The sequence below is a fragment of the Actinoallomurus oryzae genome, from assembly GCF_039541955.1.
GTDB lineage: Bacteria > Actinomycetota > Actinomycetes > Streptosporangiales > Streptosporangiaceae > Actinoallomurus > Actinoallomurus oryzae.
This window is the reverse complement of the sequence record NZ_BAABHF010000046.1, coordinates 47867-67980: the sequence shown is the minus strand read 5'-3', so window position 1 is coordinate 67980 and position 20114 is coordinate 47867. Positions and strand designations below refer to the sequence as shown.

The 20114-nt window shown below is 69.8% G+C and carries 16 protein-coding genes and 1 tRNA gene; 7 read left to right on the top strand and 10 right to left on the bottom strand.

All coding sequences use genetic code 11. The features are described 5' to 3' along the window. Window positions 1-65: 65 nt before the first annotated feature. Genes ABEA10_RS36545 through ABEA10_RS36535 form a run of 3 tightly spaced genes read left to right on the top strand, consistent with a single transcriptional unit; the run spans window position 66 to window position 2889 of the window. On the top strand, window positions 66-1469 hold the full coding sequence (locus tag ABEA10_RS36545; RefSeq protein WP_345471916.1) for a replication initiator: 1404 nt from the start codon (window positions 66-68) through the stop codon (window positions 1467-1469). After that, window positions 1466-1648 (top strand): helix-turn-helix domain-containing protein, encoded by a 183-nt coding sequence (locus ABEA10_RS36540; RefSeq protein ID WP_345471914.1) that lies wholly within the window; start codon window positions 1466-1468, stop codon window positions 1646-1648. Before ABEA10_RS36545 ends, ABEA10_RS36540 begins: the two co-directional genes overlap by 4 nt. Continuing rightward, a complete protein-coding gene (locus tag ABEA10_RS36535) occupies window positions 1648-2889 on the top strand; it encodes a tyrosine-type recombinase/integrase (protein ID WP_345471913.1) in 1242 nt (413 codons plus the stop codon). The genes ABEA10_RS36540 and ABEA10_RS36535 overlap by 1 nt, the downstream gene beginning before the upstream one ends. Before the next feature lie 68 nt (window positions 2890-2957). Here the strand turns inward: ABEA10_RS36535 and ABEA10_RS36530 are convergent. From ABEA10_RS36530 to ABEA10_RS36520, 3 genes are all read right to left on the bottom strand, one after another. Continuing rightward, window positions 2958-3030, bottom strand: a tRNA-Thr gene (locus ABEA10_RS36530). 67 nt (window positions 3031-3097) lie between these two features. Then, on the bottom strand, window positions 3098-4603 hold the full coding sequence (locus ABEA10_RS36525) for an alpha/beta hydrolase (protein ID WP_345471911.1): 1506 nt from the start codon (window positions 4601-4603) through the stop codon (window positions 3098-3100). Window positions 4604-4671: 68 nt separating this feature from the next. Continuing rightward, window positions 4672-5520, bottom strand: coding sequence for a PSP1 domain-containing protein (locus ABEA10_RS36520; RefSeq protein ID WP_345471909.1), 849 nt, complete (start codon window positions 5518-5520; stop codon window positions 4672-4674). Window positions 5521-5694: 174 nt separating this feature from the next. On the opposite strand from ABEA10_RS36520, the gene ABEA10_RS36515 reads away from it, so the two are divergent. From ABEA10_RS36515 to ABEA10_RS36505, 3 genes are all read left to right on the top strand, one after another. Beyond that, window positions 5695-8445: a lectin gene (locus ABEA10_RS36515; protein ID WP_345471907.1), complete on the top strand. Its 2751-nt coding sequence runs from the start codon at window positions 5695-5697 to the stop codon at window positions 8443-8445. Between the two features lie 68 nt (window positions 8446-8513). Then, complete coding sequence (locus ABEA10_RS36510; RefSeq protein ID WP_345471906.1) at window positions 8514-8657, top strand: DoxX family protein; 144 nt, start codon at window positions 8514-8516, stop codon at window positions 8655-8657. Beyond that, window positions 8654-9388 carry an SDR family oxidoreductase gene (locus ABEA10_RS36505; protein WP_345471905.1) on the top strand — a complete coding sequence of 245 codons (735 nt, stop codon included), beginning with the start codon at window positions 8654-8656 and terminating at the stop codon, window positions 9386-9388. Before ABEA10_RS36510 ends, ABEA10_RS36505 begins: the two co-directional genes overlap by 4 nt. On the opposite strand, the gene ABEA10_RS36500 is transcribed toward ABEA10_RS36505, so the two are convergent. The 7 genes from ABEA10_RS36500 to topA form a co-directional block, all read right to left on the bottom strand. Next, window positions 9372-10250, bottom strand: coding sequence for an LLM class flavin-dependent oxidoreductase (locus tag ABEA10_RS36500; protein ID WP_345471903.1), 879 nt, complete (start codon window positions 10248-10250; stop codon window positions 9372-9374). The genes ABEA10_RS36505 and ABEA10_RS36500 overlap by 17 nt on opposite strands. Before the next feature lie 254 nt (window positions 10251-10504). Continuing rightward, window positions 10505-11314: a fructosamine kinase family protein gene (locus ABEA10_RS36495; protein WP_345471901.1), complete on the bottom strand. Its 810-nt coding sequence runs from the start codon at window positions 11312-11314 to the stop codon at window positions 10505-10507. Then, on the bottom strand, window positions 11311-11787 hold the full coding sequence (locus ABEA10_RS36490; protein WP_345471899.1) for a low molecular weight protein-tyrosine-phosphatase: 477 nt from the start codon (window positions 11785-11787) through the stop codon (window positions 11311-11313). Before ABEA10_RS36490 ends, ABEA10_RS36495 begins: the two co-directional genes overlap by 4 nt. 151 nt (window positions 11788-11938) lie before the next feature. Then, on the bottom strand, window positions 11939-13654 hold the full coding sequence (locus ABEA10_RS36485) for a S8 family peptidase (RefSeq protein ID WP_345471897.1): 1716 nt from the start codon (window positions 13652-13654) through the stop codon (window positions 11939-11941). A gap of 132 nt (window positions 13655-13786) precedes the next feature. After that, entirely contained in the window at window positions 13787-14941 is a 1155-nt protein-coding gene (locus ABEA10_RS36480) for a DNA polymerase III subunit delta' (RefSeq protein ID WP_345471895.1), read from the bottom strand. Window positions 14942-15025: 84 nt separating this feature from the next. Continuing rightward, window positions 15026-17044, bottom strand: coding sequence for a dTMP kinase (tmk, locus tag ABEA10_RS36475; RefSeq protein ID WP_345471893.1), 2019 nt, complete (start codon window positions 17042-17044; stop codon window positions 15026-15028). Between the two features lie 28 nt (window positions 17045-17072). Beyond that, on the bottom strand, window positions 17073-19706 hold the full coding sequence (topA, locus tag ABEA10_RS36470) for a type I DNA topoisomerase (protein ID WP_345471891.1): 2634 nt from the start codon (window positions 19704-19706) through the stop codon (window positions 17073-17075). A gap of 143 nt (window positions 19707-19849) precedes the next feature. Between topA and ABEA10_RS36465 the strand changes: the two genes are divergently transcribed. Continuing rightward, window positions 19850-20035, top strand: a complete 186-nt coding sequence (locus tag ABEA10_RS36465) for a DUF5703 family protein (protein ID WP_285578209.1) — start codon at window positions 19850-19852, stop codon at window positions 20033-20035. Window positions 20036-20114: the final 79 nt, after the last annotated feature.

Below are 20114 nucleotides of genomic sequence, written 5' to 3'. Positions count from 1 at the left end.
ACCGCCAAGTCCTGCGCCACGTCGGGGGCCATCCCCAGCCACCTCTGACGGGAGACCCCTTCATCTTGCCTGCTGCTGTCCCATCACCGCTGACGCTCCGCGACATCGCCCGCCGCGCGACCTCCCCGGACTACCAGCGGTGGACCGCTCAGATCCGACGTACCGGCGGCTGCGCCCAACCGATCCACCTACGCGGCCGTGTCGACTACCGTGACCCGCTCACCGGCGCCCTGCTGCACCGCTACTCCACCATCCACGAGCCGGACGGCGTGCTGCGTGTGGCCTGCAAGACCCGCCGCGCCTCCCGCTGCCCTTCCTGCGCAGAGGTCTACCGGGCCGACACCTACCAACTCGTCCGCGCAGGCCTCGTCGGAGGTAAAGGCGTCCCCGACACCATCACCGCGCACCCGGCCGCGTTCGTCACCTTGACCGCCCCCTCCTTCGGGCCGGTCCACGCCCGGCGGGAAGGGGCCGGCGGCGGGGTGCAACCGTGCCATGCACGCCGGAACCTCGGGGCCTGCCCGCACGGACGCCCACGATCCTGCACCGAACGGCATGCGACCGACGATCCGCGGTTGGGTGAACCGCTCTGCCCGGACTGCTATGACTACTCCGGCTCCGTGCTGTTCAACGCGCTCGCCCCCGAACTGTGGCGGCGCTTCACCCTCGCCCTGCGGCGGCGGCTGGCCAAGTCGGCAGGTCTGACCGTCCGTGAACTGCGCGACATCCTTACCGTGTCCTTCGCCAAGGTCGCCGAATATCAACGTCGGGGCGTCGTCCACTTTCACGCCATCGTTCGCCTCGACGGACCTGACGGGCCGACCACGCCCCCGCCCGGCTGGGCGACCGGTGATCTCCTCGACGACGTCGTACGCCATGCCGCCCGCGCCGTCACGGTGACCACCCCAGAGACGGAGGAACTCCCGGCCCGAGCGCTGGCGTGGGGCCCGCAGGTCGACGTCCGACCCATCACCACGACCGGGGAACTGACTGACCAGGCCGTAGCCGGCTACATCGCCAAATACGCCACCAAGGCCGCCGAATGCGTCGGCACCCTCGATCGTCGGATACGCCCCACCGACGACCTCGACCAGCTCCCCATACGCGACCACGCACGCCGACTGATCGCGGAATGTCGGCGTCTCGGCGCACTGGAGGAGATGGCCAACCTACGGCTCACCGACTGGGCACACATGCTCGGCTTCCGGGGCCACTTCTCCACCAAGTCCCGCCGCTACTCCACCACCCTCGGCGCGCTCCGTGAGGCGCGTATGGCCTACAACCAGCGCGAACACCAGATCACCACCGGCCGACTGCCCCTCTTCGATGAAGACCAGGTCCTCGTCGTCGCGCACTGGGACTACGTCGGACAGGGCCAGACGCACGGCGAAGCCTTCCTCTCAGCCGCGCTCAGCGGCAAACCACTGCCACCGCTCGCTCCTGCCTTCGGCGAAGGGATCACCGCATGACCAAGCTCCTGCTCACCGTGCCCGAGGCCGCCACCGCGCTCGGCATCTCCCGCAGCAAGCTCTACGAACTCATCAAGGCCGGAAACCTCGCATCGCTACGAATCGACGGCTCCCGGCGCGTCCCATACCGCGCTCTGACTGCCTACGTTGATCAGCTCATGGAAGAGGCCGCAGCCTGATGACCAAGACCGCGACGCCCGACGAGCCGACACCGCGCAAGCGGGCCAAGAAGGGCAAGCCCAAGCTGCGTGACGGCGTCATGAAGCGGGGCGCGACCTGGTCCTACGTGATCCGCGTCAAGGACCCTGAGACCGACGTCAGCAAGCCCCGATGGGTCGGCGGCTTCGCCACCGAGGACGATGCGAAGGCCGCCCGCGATGAGGCTCGGGTCAAGGCTCGACGGGGCGAGTACATCGACCGGAACTCGATTACCGTGGCCGAATACCTCGACCAGTGGCTTGATACGCACGCCATGGAGATCAAGCCGGGCACGGTGCAGGATTACCGGATCGGCATCCGCCTTTACGTCAATCCGCACATCGGCAAAATGAAGCTCCAGGCCGTCCGGCCATCGACCATCACGAAGCTGTACCGAGACCTCCTCGCCAAAGGCGGCCGGAACGGAAAGCCGCTCTCGGTGGCCACAGTCGTCCACACGCACGCCATTCTCCGGCGCGCGTTCCGGGACGCGGTGGTCGTTGAACAGCTCCTCGACAGCTCGCCCGTTGAGCGCGCCAAGCGGCCCCGCGCTCGCGCCGAGGAACCTGGCACGGTGTGGACTCCGGCGCAGCTCCGTACCTTCTTGGCCGTGGCCCGACGGCATCGGCTGTACGCCTTCTTCCATGTCGCGGCTTACACGGGCGCGCGGCGCGGCGAACTGCTCAACCTGCGGTGGTCTGACGTCGACCTCGACGGCAAGCAGATCACCATTACCGGGTCGGCGGGCGTGGTCGACGGTGAGCGGCTGGAAGGGACGACCAAGAGCGGCCGGACGCGGGTCGTCAGCATCGACGACGAGACCGCGGACGTACTCCGCGAACACCGGAAGGAGCAGGCGGCCGACAAGCTGCTTGCCGGTGACGAGTGGCGGGGCGAGAAGGACTGCCACGTGTTCACAACCGGCTTCGGTGAGCCGATCTATCCCGACACCGTGACCGCGCTCCCCCGCAAGCTGATCAACGCCTACAACCACCCGAAGGAAGGGAAGCCGCCGGCCGAACCGCTGCCGTACGCGCGGCTGCACGACCTTCGGCACATTCACGCGACGACGCTCCTCCTGGCGGGCGTCCCCGTTCACGTGGTCGCGGCCCGGCTCGGGCACGCTGATCCGGCGATCACACTCCGGGTCTACGCGCACGTAGTCCGCTCGGCCGAGACGGCTGCAGCGGACGTGTTCGCCAAAGCGATCAAGGCGGCGTAGGAGCCGCTGTTAGCAAAGGCGTTAGCAAAAAGGCCCCTTCCATGATCGGAAGGGGCCTTTGACCTGGGAGCCGCCTGTCGGAATCGAACCGACGACCTATTCATTACGAGTGAATCGCTCTGCCGACTGAGCTAAGGCGGCCTGCCGCACCGTGGTGCGACGCCCGTTGAGTCTACCGGGTCTCAGGCACTCCTCGTGCACCCGGCTGCTAGTGGCACATCGTGTTCTTCTTAGGAGTGGTCCCGTAGATCAGGTAGCGGTCGACCGCGCTGCTGATGCAGGGGTTGCCCTGAAGGTAGGCGGTGTGGCCGTCGCCGTCCAGGCTCAGCAACACGCCTGAGTTCAGTTCCGACGCCAGGCTCTGGGCCCACTTGTACGGCGTCGCCGGGTCGCGGGTCGTGCCGACGACCAGGATCGGCTTTGAGCCGTGGGCGTGGAGTGCGCGGGGCTGTTCGTGGCTCTGGACCGGCCAGTAGCCGCACGGCAGCGTGCCCCACACCACGAACTGGCCGAACAGCGGGGCGGCCTTCTTCGCCTTGGCGGCCTGCTGCTTCCAGGACCCGATGGAGCGGGAGTACGGCTTGTCCACGCAGTTGACGGCCATGTTGGCCTCGCTCTGGTTGGAGTACGAGCCGTCCTTGTTGCGCTCGACCAGCAGGTCGCCCAGGCGCAGCAGGGTCGTGCCGTCGCCCTGTTCCATGCCGCTCTTCAGGGCGAGGCGCAGGAGCGGCCAGGTCTGCTTGTTGTACAGCGCGGCGGCGACGCCCAGCTCGACCAGGGACTCGTCCACCACGCGGCCGTCGCCGAGGCCGTTCTTCAGCGGCTTCTTGTCCGTCTGGTTGAAGAACCGCTGGAGCTTGGCGAGTGCCGAGTGGACCGAGCCCTTGCCGAGCGGGCAGTTGTTGGCCTTCACGCAGTCGGCGGCGAACGCGTGGACGGCCGTGTCGAAGCCCTTGGCCTGTTCGATGTTGACCGCGTCGCCGGACAGCTTCGGGTCGATGGCGCCGTCGAGGACCATCGCCCGTACGTGCGTGGGGAACAGGTCGGCGTAGTACGCGCCCAGGTACGTGCCGTACGAGGCGCCGTAGTAGGTCATCCCCGGGTCGCCGAGGGCGGCGCGGAGGACGTCCATGTCCTTGGCGGCGTTGATCGTGCCGACGTACGGGAGCAGGGACGGGACGCGGGCCTGGCAGTCGTTGGCCCAGCCCTTGCTGACCTTGACCAGGTCGTTGACCTCCGCCGCGTTGTCCGGCGAGGTGTCGGTGGCGAAGAACCGGTCGAGTTCCTTGCTGGTCAGACAGCGGACCGCCGGCTTGGTCTGGTTGACGCCGCGCGGGTCGAAGCCGACGAGGTCGAAGTTCTTGCGCAGGTCGGCGCCGAACTGGCGGGCGCCGTCGCGGACGAACTCGACGCCGGAGCCGCCCGGGCCGCCCGGGTTGATCAGGAGTGAGCCCTTGCGCTGGCCCTCGGCGGGCAGCCGGATGACCGACATCGTGATGCGCTGGCCGTCGGGGTGGGCGTAGTCGAGTGGCATGTGAAGCGTTCCGCACTGGAAACCGCCGCCGCAGTCGTGCCAGGAGACGCGCTGGGCGTAGTATCGCGCGATGCCCTTCGGCGACGGGGATGGCGCCGCCTTGGAATTCGGGGTGCCGGTGCAGGCCGCCGCGACGAAGGCCGCCACGGCCAGGCCGGTCACCGTACGGAACTTTTTCACGCCGTTACCGTTCTTGTCGCCGATGAGTTCTCCCTGGCAGCCTACGCTTGCGTACCGCCACCGCATCGTTACCCAGCGTTCGGCGAGTCATCCTGATTGTCGCCGTAGTGATCGTCATGCTGGCGGCGCGGTGAGCACACCGACGCCACCGGGCAGGCGCACTTGCGGCCGCCGTCGAGGCGTACGTTGACCGTGTCCGAGGGGACGTTGCGGCCGACGACCTGCCCGTTGCCGGCCGGCGTGCCCACGCGTGCGCCGAGCCTGGGCATGCGCTCGTGGGCCTCGACGTACAGCGGGTGCTCGTACTTCAGGCAGCACATGAGGCGCCCGCAGGCACCCGCGATGCGCAGCGGGTTCACCGGCAGGTCCTGCTCCTTGGCCATGCGGACCGACACCGGCTCGAAGTCCTTGAGGAACGTCGCACAGCACAGGTCGCGCCCGCACGGGCCGATGCCGCCCTGCAGCCGGGCCTCGTCGCGCGGGCCGACCTGGCGCAGCTCGACCCGTGCCTTCATCGACCGCGCCAGGTCGCGTACGAGGGCGCGGAAGTCGACGCGGTGCGGCGCGGAGAAGTAGACCCGGTAGACGTTGTCCTGGTCGAGGTAGTCGACGCCGATGACCTTCATCGGCAGCTCGTGCTTGCGGATCAGCTTCTTGGCGATCGAACGCGACTCGGCGCGCCGGCGGCGGTTCGCCTCGTCGCGGGCCAGGTGCTCATCACCGGCGATGCCCTCGCAGACCGGCAGGCCCTCGACGTCTTCGGAGACGTACTGCGGGGCCCAGATGCACTCGGCCACCTCGGGGCCGGAGTCGGTCGGCACGAGCACCTTGTCGCCGACCTTCGGGCTGTACGGGCCCGGGTCGAGGTAGTACAGACGTCCGTAGCGCGTGAAGCTGACGGCCATCATCATGCCCATGCTTCGCTCCGTCCCGTCGGCTTTCCGGCCAGCCTACGCGCCCCCGAACCACCATCAAACGGTCGAATGGCCGGGTGGTGACAGAGGCCTTGACTCGACTTCCACGGCGGCGTACGAGTGATCTGACAACGTTGTCATGAGCCCTGTCTCTCCTCCGCGAAAGGGCGCTCACGCATGGCACTCCCCCGTCTCCTCGGCCCGCTCGTGTCCGCCGGCACGCTGCTCGGCGCGTTAATCGTCCCCGCCCAGGCGGCGTCCGCCGCCGTCTCCGACCCCGCCTCCCTCGTCAACCCCCTCATCGGCACGGCCAACGCGGCGAACGACTTCCCCGGCGCCGACGTGCCGTTCGGCATGCTCCAGTGGAGCCCCGACACCTCCTCGCGCGCGCAGGGCGGCGGCTACACGTACGGCAGCTCCACGATCACCGGGTTCAGCCTCACCCACATGTCCGGTCCGGGCTGCGGGGCGTACGGCGACGTCCCGATCATGCCGACCACCGGCGCGATCAGTAACCCGGGCTCGGCCGGTTCCTCCTACTCGCACGCGAACGAGTCCGCCTCGCCCGGCTACTACGGCGTGACCCTCGGCAACGGGGTCAAGACCGAGCTGACCACCACCACGCGCGGCGGGATCGGGCGGTTCACCTTCCCCGCCACGACCCAGGCGAACCTGCTGTTCAAGCTCACCGGCAGCCAGAACGGCGACTACGCGAACTCCTGGAGCGCGGTGAGCGACACGGAGGTCGTCGGCTCGGTGACGAGCGGCCACTTCTGTGGCGCCGGCAACACCTACACGCTGCACTTCTCGGTCGTGTTCGACCAGCCGTTCACCACCGGTACGTGGCTGGCCTCCACCGTCAAGGCCGGCGCCCGTACGACCTCGGCGAAGTCGGCGGCGACCACCACGCCGAAACGGGCCGCCAAGAACGCCGCCGAGCAGCCCGGCCGGCCCACCCTGCACGGCGCCGCGCAGGCTCAGCCCGCGCCGCTGGCCGACCCGAACGGGGCGTACCTGACGTTCAACACCACGACGGACCACGTCGTGAACGCCCGGATCGGCGTCTCCTTCACCTCCGACGCGAACGCCAAGGCCAACCGGGACGCCGAGGTGCCGAACTTCGACTTCGACGCCAAGCGCACGGCGGCCCACAATGCCTGGAACGACGCGCTGTCCAAGATCCAGATCTCCGGCGGCACCACCGCGCAGCAGCACGTCTTCTACACCTCGCTCTACCACGCGCTGCTGCACCCGAACGTGTTCAGCGACACGAACGGGCAGTACATGGGCTTCGACAACGCCGTGCACACGGTCGCCTCGGGCCACGCCCAGTACGCGAACTACTCCGGCTGGGACATCTACCGCAGTCAGGCGCAGCTCATCGGCATGATCGCGCCGTCGCAGGCCAGTGACGTGGCCCAGTCGGCGGTCAACGACTACGCCCAGAGCACGCGCCTGCCCAAGTGGGCGCAGGCCAACGGCGAGTCCTACGTCATGGTCGGCGACCCGGCCGACGCGATCATCGCCGACATCTACGCCTTCGGCGGGCGGAGCTTCGACACCGCGGCGGCCAAGAGCGCGATGATCCACGAGGCGACGGTCGCGAACAACGACCGGCCCGGCCTGAACTACCTCGACAGCATCGGCTACCTGCCCAGCGACGGCTCCTACGGCTGCTGCAACTTCTACGGGTCGGTCTCGACGACGCTGGAGTACAACACGGCCGACTTCGCCCTGGGCGCCTTCGCGGGCGCGCTCGGCGACGCCGCGAACCAGCAGAAGTTCGTGAACCGCGCGCAGGACTGGAAGAACCTGCTCAACACCTCCAGCGGCTTCATGCAACCGAAGATCGCCAGCGGCTCGTGGACCGGCGGTTTCTCCCCGACGAGCGGCGACAACATGGTCGAGGGCACGTCGTGGCAGTACACCGGCATGGTGCCGTTCAACGTGCGCGGCCTGGCCGACGCCAAGGGCGGCAACGCCGCCATGATCTCCTACCTCGACCACGTGCTCGGCGCGTACAACGGCAGCGGCGGCGACCACGCCGACCTCGGCAACGAGCCGAGCATCGAGCTGCCCTGGGAGTACGACTACGTCGGCCAGCCGTGGAAGACCCAGTCGGTCATCCGCAACGTGCAGAACCAGCTGTGGCCGGACTCCCCGACCGGCTGGGGCGTCGGCAACGACGACCTGGGCACGATGAGCGCCTGGTACGTCTGGTCGGCGATGGGGATCTTCCCCGAGACACCGGGTACGGCCGACCTGGCACTGGGCAGCCCGCTGTTCACCCAGGTCGTGATCACGCTCAGCACCGGGAACAAGCTGACGATCAACGCCCCGCAGGCCGCGACCGACGCCCCGTACGTGCAGAGCGCGACGTGGAACGGCGCGAACTGGAACAACGCCTACCTGACCCCGTCGGCGGTGACGAGCGGCGGCACGCTGAACTTCACGCTCGGAACCACGGCCAACACCTCGTGGGCGACCGCGGCGTCGTCGGCGCCGCCGTCGTACGCCGGATCGGGCGGGTCGGGTACGCACACCGGGCCGATCACCTCCGGCATCGCCGGCAAGTGCGTCGACGTGAAGAACAGCTCGGCGGCCGACAGCACGCCGGTGCAGCTCTACACGTGCAACGGGACCAACGCCCAGAAGTGGACCGTCACCGGTGACGGGACGCTGACCGCGTTCGGCAAGTGCCTCGACGTGACCACGAGCGGTACGGCGAACGGCACGAAGGTCCAGCTGTACCAGTGCAACAACACCGGCGCGCAGCAGTGGACCTACAACGCGACGGCCAAGTCGCTGACCAACCCCGAGTCCGGCAAGTGCCTGGACGACCCGAACAGCAGCACGACGGACGGCACCCAGCTGCAGATCTACACCTGTAACGGGACCCCCGCCCAGCAGTGGACGCTGCCGAACTGATCTCCCTCAAGGGCCGTCCAGGGCCGCAGCGGCGCCCTGGACGGCCCACCGGGATAGCGTGAGCGACCATGACGTCCGCGAACGTAAAGATGGCCTACGACTGGCGCCACCGCCCGTCGCCGCACCGCGCGGCCGCGTACGGCCGCCTGCCACTCCGGGTGCCGCTGGTGCTGTGGAGCCTGTCCGTGGCCCGCGGCTCCGGGCGATCATGAACGTCGCGGTCGTGACCGGGGCCGGATCCGGGATCGGGCGGCAGGTCGCGCGGGCGCTGCTCGGGGCCGGCTACCGGGTGGCGCTGGTGGGCCGGCGAGCCGAGACGCTGCGGGAGACCGCCGGCGGCTCCGGCGCGGCCCTGGTCGTCCCGGCCGACGTCGGGTCGGCCGAGGCGGTGGCGGACCTGTTCGCCGAGGTACGCCGCACGTGGGGGCGGGTCGACCTGCTGTTCAACAACGCGGGGACGTTCGGGCCCGCCGGCGCGGCCGACGAGATCTCCGTCGAGGACTGGCGGCGTACGGTCGACACGAACCTGACCGGCGCGTTCCTGTGCGCGCGGGAGGCCGTGCGGCTGATGAAGGAGCAGCGGCCCCGTGGCGGTCGGATCATCAACAACGGTTCGATCTCCGCACACTCCCCGCGCCCGGGCAGTGTCGCCTACACCGCCACGAAGCACGCCATCACGGGCCTGACCAAGTCACTGTCGCTGGACGGACGGGCGTACGACATCGCCTGCGGACAGATCGACATCGGCAACGCGGCGACCGAGATGACCGCGGGCATCGCCGAGGGCGCCCGTCAGGCGGACGGCCGGCTGGCGCCCGAGCCGACGTTCGACGTCGAGCAGGTGGCGCGCGCCGTCCTGTACATGGCAGGCCTGCCCCTGGAGGCCAACGTGCAGTTCATGACCCTGGCCGCGACGAAGATGCCGTTCATCGGCCGTGGCTAGTGATGAACTCGTCGGTGACCCAGCGGGCGACGTCGGCGGGGTAGGGCGCCGACAGGCCCAGGATGATGTGCAGGAAGCCGGCGTCGATCGCCTCGCCGATCGCCTTTCGGGTGGTGGCGGGCTGGTCGTAGGAGACCGGCAGGTGGATCGAGCGGGTGATCGAGGCGGGGTCCCGGCCGATCTCGGCGCAGTAGCGGTCCAGCAGTGCGCTGCGGCGGACGCCGTCGTCGATGTCGCCGCCGGGGATGTTCCACAGGTCGGCGTGCTCGGCGGCCACGCGCAGCGTCGCGGCCGAGCGCCCGCCGATCATGATCGGCGGATGAGGGCGCTGGACGGGCTTGGGGTTGCCGAACGCCCCGGTGAGCCGGACGTACGTGCCCTCGAAGTCGAACGGCTCGTCCTCGGTCCACAGCCGCCGGATCACCGTGCACGCCTCGGCGAGGCTCCCCACGGCGTGGGCGGTGTCGTGGAAGGGCAGGCCGTGTGCCTCGTACTCGCGGCGGGCCAGTGGGTGGTCGGGGCGCGAGCCGACGCCGATACCGAAGTCGAGCCGTCCGCCGGAGACGACATCGACCGTCGTGGCGATCTTGGCCAGCATCGCGGGTGGCCGGAAGCGGTTGCTGGTCACCAGCAGGCCGAGGCGCAGCCGCCGGGTCTGCGGGGCGAGGGCCGAGAGCAGTGTCCAGCCTTCGTAGGTGGGCCCGCTCGGGTCGCCGCCGATCGGCATGAGGTGATCGAACAGCCACGCGTGCTCGATCTCCGGGATCGCGTCCGCCTCGCGCCAGACCCGCAGGACGTCGTGGTAGTCGACCTGCATCGGCGCGGTCATGATCCCGAAGCTGGGCCGGGAGGTGTGCGGCATCAGGCCACCGGTCCTTTCGTCACTGCCACGGCTTGCGACACCAGATATAACCGGAACCCTTTTTCGGAAGGCGACGGCGCGGTGTACGCCCAGCGCCTAATTAGGCTCACGCACTTTCGGAATCGCAAGACCGGAACGTTGTTCCGATAACTATACGGAACGAGGTTCCGATTGGCAAGGATGGCGGAGTGAGGGCGCAGCGGTTCGGCCGGACACCGCGTCTGGTCCGCCGGCGACTCGTCCGGCGGTGGTACTTACACGCGGCGGGCGGCGTTCAGTGCCTGCTGGCGGTAGGAGCCGCCGAACAGGGCGACGTGGACGAGCAGCGGGTGGAGCTGGTGCAGCGGCACGCGGTCGCGCCAGCCGCCGGCCAGCGGCGACGCCTCGTCGTACGCGGCGATGATGCGCTCCAGGTGCGGCGCGCCGAACAGGGCGAACATGGCCAGGTCGGTCTCGCGGTGGCCGCCGTGCGCGGCCGGATCGACCAGCCAGCCCCGGTCGCCGCTCCACAGGACGTTGCCGGACCACAGGTCGCCGTGGATGCGCGCGGGCGGCTCAGGCGGGCCCGCGGCGCCGGCGACGCGGGCGGCGGCGCGTTCGAACTCGGCGGCGTCGCGGGCGGACAGGGCGCCCCGGTCCACCGCCAGGCGCACGTACGGCAGGACGCGGCGCTCGGCGTACCACGCGGGCCACTCGTCTCCGGCGGTGTTGTCGAGCGGCAGTTCGGCGATGTACCCGGGCCAGGGCGCGCCGTAGGAGTCCGCACCCGCGCCGTGGACGGCGGCGAGCTCGCGGCCGAACCGCTCGGCCGCCTCCGGAGTGGGCCGCGCGGTCTCGATCCACGGCAGGACGAGCGTGGTGTCGTCGGCGGCGATCACCTCGGGCACCGGGGCGTCGTCACCGCTCGCGGCGAGCCAGCGCAGGCCGTTCGCCTCGGCCGCGAACAGCCCGTCGATCGTCTGCCGGGCCTCCTTGACGAACACGCGGCGGCCGTCCGGCAGAGTGCCCCGCCGCAGGCGCCATTCGTGGCTGGTGCCGAGCTCGGTGACGTCGGTGAGGTTCATCGTTCCTTGGCGGCCCGGCGCACGTGGTCGAGCAGGCCCGGGACGGCGGCCTCGATCTGCTCGCGCACCTCGTCGAAGGCGGAGTCGCGGCTGTAGTAGGGGTCGGCCACGTCGAGGTCACGCGCGTCGGGGTCGAACTCGCGCAGCAGCCGGATCTTGCGCCGCGCCGCCTCGTCGGGCGCCAGGCGGAGCAGGTCCGTACGGTGACCCTCGTCGAGGGCGAGGATCAGGTCGTAGCGGTCGAACCAGGACGCCTCGAACTGGCGCGCCCGGTGGGAGGAGCGGTAGCCGGCCCTGCGCAGGGTGGCGACCGTCCGCTCGTCCGCGGAGTCGCCGACGTGCCAGTGCCCGGTGCCCGAGCTGTCCACCTCGACGTCGAGGCCTTCCTGTTCGGCGTGGTGGCGGAAGATGTGCTCGGCCATCGGGGACCGGCAGATGTTGCCGGTGCAGACGAACGTGACGCGGTACGACATGGGTGCCAGCTTAGAGACTGCCCAGGAACGGCCGGATCCTCAACATCTCCTCGGCTGGATCGACGTCACGGCGGCTCCGACCTGTGACCGCCGGACCGGCCGTACGCGAAAAGGGGCGCCCCGGCCGGGACGCCCCTTTCGAAACGGGAGATCAGTGCGACACGGCGCCCAGGGCGTCGATGACGCCGTGGCCGTAGAAGCCGTTCCGCTCCTTGCCGCCCTCGCAGGTGTGCGTGGCCGTCACCTTCTGGTACGTGCCGTCCGACTGCAGGACGTAGCGCGTGTAGGTGTACGCGCGCGGGGTCGGGCAGGGGTGTTCGGTGGCGGTGCCCTCCAGGATCGCCTTCGCCCGGTCCGGGGACAGGGTCAGGCCGCCGTGGACGCGGTCGCGCTGGCCGTACCTGCTGACGATCAGCGCCACCACGCCCGTCGCGTGCGGGGAGGCCATCGACGTGCCCTGCAGGTACTGGTAGTACCCGCACGTCGAGCCCTTGCAGGAGCGGACCACGTACGGCACGTTCGGCGTGCCGTCGGGGTTGAGCTCGCCGCGCTGCTCGGCCAGCGACTTCGGATACGCGGCCAGGATCGCCTTGGTCACGTCGGCCTTGCCGTCCGGCGTGTCGTAGGAGTCGCCGCCCGGGGCCGACACCGCGACGTAGCCGTTGCCGTAGTCGGAGTAGTACGACTTGCGGGTGCTGATGCCCAGGGCCGAGACCGCGATGACGTTCTTGCCCTCACTCGGCTCCGAGACGCAGGACGGCGGGATGGTCCGCTCGTACGGGGCCTCGCCGGGCGTGGCCACGTAGTCCGGGCTGGACGCGTCGATGATGGTCTTGGTGTAGTCGGTGGCGCCGTTGCCGGCCGCCGAGACGAGGGTGACGCCGTGCCGGTGCGCGTACGCCAGGGCCCGCTCCGACGCCTGGATGACCGTGCGCTGCTCGGCCTGGTACTCCGGCGAGTCGGCCGGGTTGTCCACGCAGTTGAAGAGCCACGGGTCGGTGTAGAAGGACATGTTGACCACGTCGATCCCGTGGTCCGCCGAGTAGGTGAGGGCGTCGACCACCGGCTGCAGGAAGAAGTAGCCCGAGTCCTGCCCGGCCCGGACGCTCACCAGCGTCACCTTAGGAGCGACACCCGCCATGCCGAGGCCGTTCAGCGGCGAGGCGATCGTCGAGGCGACGTGCGTGCCGTGCTCGTTGTCGTCCTCGTCGACCGGGTCGACGCACGAGGGGTGCTCACACGGCCCGTCGACCTCGGTGCCGTCGGCGTCGACCGGGATGTCGGTGGTGAAGTTCCGGCTCAGCGACCGGTCGAAGTTCGGCGCGATGTCCGGGTGTGTCCCGTCGACACCGGTGTCGATCACTCCGACGAGCACCCGGTGGTCGCCGGGCTCCTTCTTGTACGAGCCGTGGGCCGTCGCGTGGATCAGCTTCATGTCCCACTGGCGGTCCGCGAGCGGCTCCGCCGCCGAGGAGTGGGACGCACCGCCCGTACGCGTGCCGTGGCGGCCCTCCTTCTCCACCGCCTGGGCCTTGGCCGCGGCGACGCGCTGGACCTTGGGGGCCTCACCGACCGCCCGGTTGCGCGCGACGCCGTCCACCGCCGCCTGCTTGCGCGCGTCGGTGAGGAACGCCGTGTTGGCCGACCGTACGGTGGCCAGGCCGATCGCGGTGTTCTCCTTGACGATGGTGCCACCGGCCGCCGCGACGGCCGAGTGCGCCTTCGCCAGGGACACCCCGTCCTTGTACAGGACGACGTACTCGCTCGTCCGGCCCTTTGTCGTGTTACCGCTCGGCCCCGCCTGCGCGGGTGCCGCGAGTGCCACCGTGACGGCGGCACAGGCGGCGAGGACTATGGCGCGCCGCACCGCACACCTCCATGAATTACCAAGAAACAGTAAAGACCTGGAGGCATCAGATACGGTCAGCGCGGCGAAAGTCCAGTGTTGCGTCTTATGTGAGCCATGGCCGCTATTGGTCAGTTCTGGGAAAAGCGCAGGTCAGCCGGTACGCAGGGCCATCGTCATGGCCTCGACCGCGAGCTGGGGGTTCACGTTGGCCTCCAGCCGCTCGCGGCAGGTCATGATCGCTTCGAGCCGCTGCAGGGTCGCCTCCGGCGTGCCGCGGTTGGCCCGCAGCTCGCGCGCCCGCTCGGCGTTGACCAGGGCGACGTCCGCGCCGAGCTGGACGGCCAGCAGGTCGCGGTAGTACGAGGCGAGGTCGAGCAGCGCGCGGTCGAGCGCGTCGCGCTTCATCCGCGTGGTGCGGGACTTCTGCCGGTCCTCCAGCTCCTTGAGCGCGCCGGCGGTGCCCCGGGGCATCCGGCCCTTGGCACTCTCGCCCAGCGCCTGGCGCAGGGCGGCCGTCTCGGCGGCGTCCAGCTCGGCACCGGCCGCCTTGGCCTCGGCCTCCGCCGCCTTGACCAGTGCCTCGGCCGCCTCGACGGCGGGTCCGAGGCCGGTCAGCCGCGACGGCACGGCGAGGACCTCGGCGCGGCGCCGCCGCGCCTCCTCGTCGGTGGCCAGCCGCCGGGCCCGCCCGATGTGCCCCTGCGCGGCCCGCGCCGCCTCCACGGCGACGTCGGGATCGATGTCGTCCCGGCGTACGAGCACGTCGGCGACCGCGTCGGCGGGCGGCGTGCGGAGCGTCACGAGACGGCAGCGGGACCGGATGGTGACCACGAGGTCGTCCGGCGAGGGCGCGCACAGCAGCCAGACCGTACGGGCGGGCGGCTCCTCGATCGCCTTGAGCAGGGCGTTGGCGGCCTGTTCGGTGGACCGGTCGGCGTCCTCGAACAGCACGACGCGCCACCGCCCGCCGGTCGGCGACGACGCCGCCCGCAGCACCAGTTCACGGGTCTCGCGCACGCCGTACGACAGCCCCGCGGGGCGTACGACCTCGACGTCGGCGTGAGTGCCCGACAGCACCTGGTGGCAGGACACGCAGTGGCCGCAGCCCAGGTCGGGACACAGCAGCGCGGCGGCGAACGCCCGCGCCGCGACCGACCGGCCCGAACCCGGCGGCCCGGTGAACAGCCACGCGTGGGTCATCCCCCCGCCACCCGCACCGGCCAGCACGTCGGCGCCCGCGCGCGCTGCGGCCTCCAGCTGCCCGATGACGGGCCCCTGGCCCACCAGGTCGTCGTAGACGGTCACGCGTCGATGCTAGGGCACCTCACCGCGATGCCAGAGCAAGTCCCGAACCCCGAACCGCCACTGTCCTGCCGCGCCGCGGAGTGGTCAGTCCTTGATGGCGGGCATCGTGCTGGTCTCGTCCTCGGTGCTGGCCGGGACCGGGTCGGGCAGAATCGCGCGCACCCGGTCGTGGATCTGCCGGGAGATCTCCTCCTGCGCCCGCGTGCCGTCGATCACCAGGTAGCGGTGCGGCTCGGCGTCGGCGAGCGCGCGGAACCCGCGGCGTACGCGCTCGTGGAACTCCCGCGGCTCGGACTCGATCCGGTCGGCCGGCGAGGCGAACCGGGTCAGGCCGACGTCGGACGGGACGTCCAGCACGATCGTCAGGTCGGGTACGAGCCCGCTCGTGGCCCAGCGGTTGATCTCGGTGATCTCGGCGACCTTCAGCTCGCGGCCGGCGCCCTGGTAGGCGAGCGAGGAGTCGACGTAGCGGTCGGTGACCACGATCGCGCCACGCCGCAGCGCCGGCTGGATGACCTCGGCGACGTGCTGCGCGCGGTCCGCGGCGTACAAGAGCGTCTCGGCGCGCGACGACAGCCCCGAGCTCTGCTTGTCGAGCAGCAGGGCGCGCAGCCGCATGCCCATCTTCGTCGAGCCGGGTTCGCGCGTCATGACCACGTCGAAGCCCTGGTCGCGCAGCCAGATCGACAGCAGCCGCGCCTGCGTGGTCTTGCCGGCGCCCTCGCCGCCCTCGAAGGCGATGAACACCCCGTGTTCGCGGCCGGGCTCCTCCGGCGTGTAGCGCTCGCCGCGCAGCGCCGCCGTGAAGTCGCGGACCAGCGGGACGCCCCGGCGGTCGTCCATGTGGCGGTACGCGATGAGGCCGACGATGACCGCGACCAGAGCGGCGGCCACCAGCACGACGTTGGTGCCGTCGAAACGGTAGGCGTTCTTGCCGGGCAGGGTGAACCGGTGGTTGCCGACCGCGCCGGCGATGAAGGGCACCGCGGCGACCACCAGCAGCAGCACGACCCGTACGAGCGACTGCAGGAACGCCCACGTGCGGCCGCGGACGCTGTCCTCGACCTCCAGGCCGATCAGCGTGTAGCCGACCACCCAGGCGATGCCCGCGCCGGCGCCGCACACCGCGGTCAGCAGCGCCACGATCACGAGGTTCGGGATGAGGGCGATCAGCAGCAGGGCGATGCCCGCGCCGATGATCGACAGGCCGAAGAGCCGCCGCCGGCTGAACTCCTGCAGGATGCGCGGCGCCAGGAACATGCCCACGGCCATCCCGACGAAGACCATCCCGAAGACCACGCCGTACGCCGCGTCGCCGCCGCCGAGCGCCTTGACGTAGACCTTGGCGATGCCGATCACCGCGCCGCCGGCGGCGAAGGCGCCGAGGATGCCGATGGTCAGACCGCGGACCAGCGCCGTGGAGCCGACGAACTTCCAGCCCGCCACGATCTGCTTGAGGATCGAGGGCACCGACACCTGGCCGCGTCGCTTGGGGATCTCCCGGAGCGAGAAGATCGTCGCCGCGGACACCAGGAAGGTGACGGCGTTGATGTACAGCGCCAGGTTGGGCTGCTGCTGCGGATGGGCGAACAGCACCTTGGAGATCAGCGCCAGCACCGAGAACGCCGCCGCCGCGACCGGCGCGGAGCCGTAGGTCGAGACGAGGCTGACCTGGTTGGCGCGCTCGAGCTGCTCCTTGGGGACGATGTTCGGGATCGTGGCCTCCTTGGCCGGGATCCAGAACAGCGTCACGACCTCGATCAGGAACGTCGCGACGTACAGCCAGTCGAGGCGCCCGATGATCGGGATCGACAGGAACAGCCCGAACCTGAAGATGTCCGCGACCACCATCGTGACGCGGCGGTCGAACCGGTCCGCGACCGCGCCCGCGAGCGGGCCGAAGATCAACGCGGGCAGCAGCTTGATGACGAGCACGCCGCCGATGGCGTAATTCTCCGCCGCCCCCTTGGTCAGAGAGCCGGCCAACGCCGTGAGCGCGAGAATGCTCAGCCAGTCGCCGAAACTCGACAATGACAGGGCGATCCACAGCCGCCGGAACGGCTTGATCGAAAGCACACCGGCCGGGCTGCCCGTTCTGGTCATTGTGTCAGAGTATCGACACCAGACCCTGTCAGGAGCGGGACTTGGCGGGTCGTTTCCTCGTCGTCTTCTTACCACCACCTGCGGCGACCTTCTCGCGACGCTCGGCGAGCAACTCCAGTGCGCGCTGCACGGTTATCGACTCGACTTCGTCGCCTTTACGGAGGCTGGCGTTCGTCTCCCCATCGGTCACGTAAGGGCCGAACCGCCCCTCCTTGACCACGATCTTGCGACCGGTGCCGGTGTCCTCGCCCAGTTCGCGCAGCGGCGGTGCGGCGGCGGCCCGCCCGCGCCCGCGCTGCTTCGGCTGCGCGAAGATCTCCTTGGCCTCCTCCAGGGTGACCGTGAAGAGCTGCTCCTCCGACTGCAGCGAGCGGCTGTCGGTGCCCTTCTTCAGGTACGGGCCGAACCGGCCGTTCTGCGCCGTGACGGGCTCGCCGTCGAGCTCGCCCAGCAGGCGGGGCAGCGACAGCAGCTTCAGCGCGTCCTCGATCGTGACCGTGTCCAGCGACATCGACCGCAGCAGCGAGGCGGTGCGGGGCTTGGCCGACTTGGGGGCGTCATCGGGCAGGACCTCGGTGACGTACGGCCCGAACCGGCCGGTCTTGGCGACGACGACGTGCCCGGTGCCGGGGTCGACGCCGAGCTCGCGGTCGCCGCTCGGCTGCGCGAACAGCTCCTCGGCCTTCTCGGCGGTCAGCTCGTCCGGCGCGATGTCCTCGGGGATGTTCACCCGCTGGCCGTCGCGGTCGAGGTACGGCCCGTAGCGGCCGACCCGGATCATGATGTCGCTGTCGGGGATCGGGAAGGAGCTGACCTCCTTGGCGTCGATCTCCCCCAGGTCAGAGACCAGCTGCTTGAGCCCGTCGCCGCCGTTGCCGTGGTAGAAGGCCTGCAGCCAGCGGACCCGCTCGGCCTCGCCCTGGGCGATCTTGTCGAGCACGTCCTCCATCTGGGCGGTGAAGTCGTAGTCGACCAGGTGGCCGAAGTGCTTCTCCAGGAGGTTCACCACGGCGAACGCCAGGAAGGAGGGCACCAGCGCGGTGCCCTTCTTGAACACGTAGCCGCGGTCGAGGATGGTGCCGATGATGCTGGCGTACGTCGACGGCCGCCCGATCTCCCGGTCTTCCAGCTCCTTGACCAGGCTCGCCTCGGTGTAGCGGGCGGGCGGCCTGGTGGAGTGGCCCTCGGCGGCGAGCTCGCTCGCGGTGAGCGGGTCGGCCTCTTCCAGGGCGGGCAGCCGGCGCTCCTGGTCGTCCAGGTCCGAGGCCGGGTCGTCGGCGCCCTCGACGTAGGCCTTGAGGAAGCCGTAGAAGGTGATGATCTTTCCGGAGGCGCCGAACTCGGCGGTCTCCCCCGCGGTGGACTGGCCCGCGACGCGCACCGAGACCGACTGGCCGGTCGCGTCCTTCATCTGGCTGGCGACCGTGCGCTTCCAGATCAGCTCGTACAGCCGGAACTGGTCGCCGGACAGGCCGGTCTCGCCCGGCGTACGGAACGTGTCGCCGGACGGGCGGATCGCCTCGTGCGCCTCCTGGGCGTTCTTGACCTTGCTGCGGTAGACGCGCGGCTTGTCCGGGATGTAGTCGGCGCCGTACAGCGTCTGCGCCTGCGTGCGGGCGGCGGTGATCGCGGTCTCGGACAGCTGGATGCTGTCCGTACGCATGTAGGTGATGTAGCCGTTCTCGTACAGCTTCTGGGCGACCTGCATCGTGTACTTGGCCGAGAAGCCCAGCTTGCGGCTGGCCTCCTGCTGCAGCGTCGTCGTACGGAACGGGGCGTACGGGCTGCGCTTGTACGGCTTGCGCTCGACGGACTTGACCGCGAACGCCCGGTCCCGCAGGCGCGCGGCGAGGCCCTGGGCGGCCTCCTCGTCGAGGTGGAGGATCTCGTCGGACTTGATCTGGCCGCGGGCGGTGAAGTCGCGGCCCTGGGCGACGCGCTTGCCGTCGAGCGCCACGAGCGTGGCCTCGAAGCTGGACGGCTCCTCCGGCTTTCCGGTGTCGAAAGTCGCGGCCAGGTCCCAGTAGCTCGCCGGGACGAACGCGATCCGCTCGCGTTCGCGCTCGACGACGAGCCGGGTGGCGACGCTCTGCACGCGGCCGGCCGACAGCTTCGGCATGACCTTCTTCCACAGCACCGGGCTGATCTCGTAGCCGTACAGCCGGTCGAGGATGCGGCGGGTCTCCTGGGCGTCGACGAGCTTGATGTTCAGCTCACGCGGGGTGCGCGCGGCGTCGCGGATGGCCTCCGGGGTGATCTCGTGGAACACCATTCGGTGCACCGGCACCTTGGGCTTGAGCACCTCCTGCAGGTGCCACGCGATCGCTTCGCCCTCGCGGTCCTCATCGGTGGCGAGGAGGAGTTCGTCGGCCTCTTGGAGAAGTTTCTTGAGCTTGGCTACCTGCTGCTTCTTGTCGGTGTTGACAACATAAAGCGGCTCGAAGTCATGATCGACGTTGACCCCGAGTCGCGCCCACGCCTCGCCCTTGAGTTTCGACGGGATATCCGCTGCTCTCTCGGGGAGATCGCGGATATGGCCGATACTGGACTCCACGACGTACCCGTTGCCGAGATAGCCCGCGATGGTCTTGGCCTTCGCGGGTGACTCGACGATCACCAGCCGGGTGCCGCCTGGCTGCTTTGTGCCGTTGCTGTCGGGCACGATGCCTGAACCTCGCAAGTCTCGACTCGGGCGGGAGTCGCTCGGGTGCCGTTCCGCGGTCAACGGTGAGAAACAGTAGACCGGTTCCGCGGAAGAGGATCCTCGCCCCCCGTTAGGACCCTAGACGGAGCAGAATAAGGGCAATGCTTGAGTACTCCTACCTAGTACTGCGCCTGCCGCGCGGTACGACACGTGACGCCGCCAGGCAGATCCTGGTCGAACATGCCGAGCATGGTGGGTGGGAGCTCGTCCGCGTCCGTGTCTACCCGGACGGCAGACGCCGAATCCAGCTACGCCGGAAGGTCATCCGCGCGAAGCGTACCCTCTGACCGGCGGCCACTCCTTGTCTCCTTCGACGCTACATCAATGTTCCGATGACGTGACCCGAGGCCGTCGAGACGCCTCCTC

What these genes read in the sequence shown, in the direction of transcription:
- ABEA10_RS36540 (WP_345471914.1), top strand. Translation starts at nt 1,466, where the DNA reads ATGACCAAGCTCCTGCTCACCGTGCCCGAGGCCGCCACCGCGCTCGGC.
- ABEA10_RS36535 (WP_345471913.1), top strand. Translation starts at nt 1,648, where the DNA reads ATGACCAAGACCGCGACGCCCGACGAGCCGACACCGCGCAAGCGGGCC.
- ABEA10_RS36520 (WP_345471909.1), bottom strand. Translation starts at nt 5,520, where the DNA reads ATGGGCATGATGATGGCCGTCAGCTTCACGCGCTACGGACGTCTGTAC.
- ABEA10_RS36515 (WP_345471907.1), top strand. Translation starts at nt 5,695, where the DNA reads ATGGCACTCCCCCGTCTCCTCGGCCCGCTCGTGTCCGCCGGCACGCTG.
- ABEA10_RS36510 (WP_345471906.1), top strand. Translation starts at nt 8,514, where the DNA reads ATGACGTCCGCGAACGTAAAGATGGCCTACGACTGGCGCCACCGCCCG.
- ABEA10_RS36505 (WP_345471905.1), top strand. Translation starts at nt 8,654, where the DNA reads ATGAACGTCGCGGTCGTGACCGGGGCCGGATCCGGGATCGGGCGGCAG.
- ABEA10_RS36500 (WP_345471903.1), bottom strand. Translation starts at nt 10,250, where the DNA reads ATGCCGCACACCTCCCGGCCCAGCTTCGGGATCATGACCGCGCCGATG.
- ABEA10_RS36495 (WP_345471901.1), bottom strand. Translation starts at nt 11,314, where the DNA reads ATGAACCTCACCGACGTCACCGAGCTCGGCACCAGCCACGAATGGCGC.
- ABEA10_RS36490 (WP_345471899.1), bottom strand. Translation starts at nt 11,787, where the DNA reads ATGTCGTACCGCGTCACGTTCGTCTGCACCGGCAACATCTGCCGGTCC.
- tmk (WP_345471893.1), bottom strand. Translation starts at nt 17,044, where the DNA reads ATGACCAGAACGGGCAGCCCGGCCGGTGTGCTTTCGATCAAGCCGTTC.
- ABEA10_RS36465 (WP_285578209.1), top strand. Translation starts at nt 19,850, where the DNA reads ATGCTTGAGTACTCCTACCTAGTACTGCGCCTGCCGCGCGGTACGACA.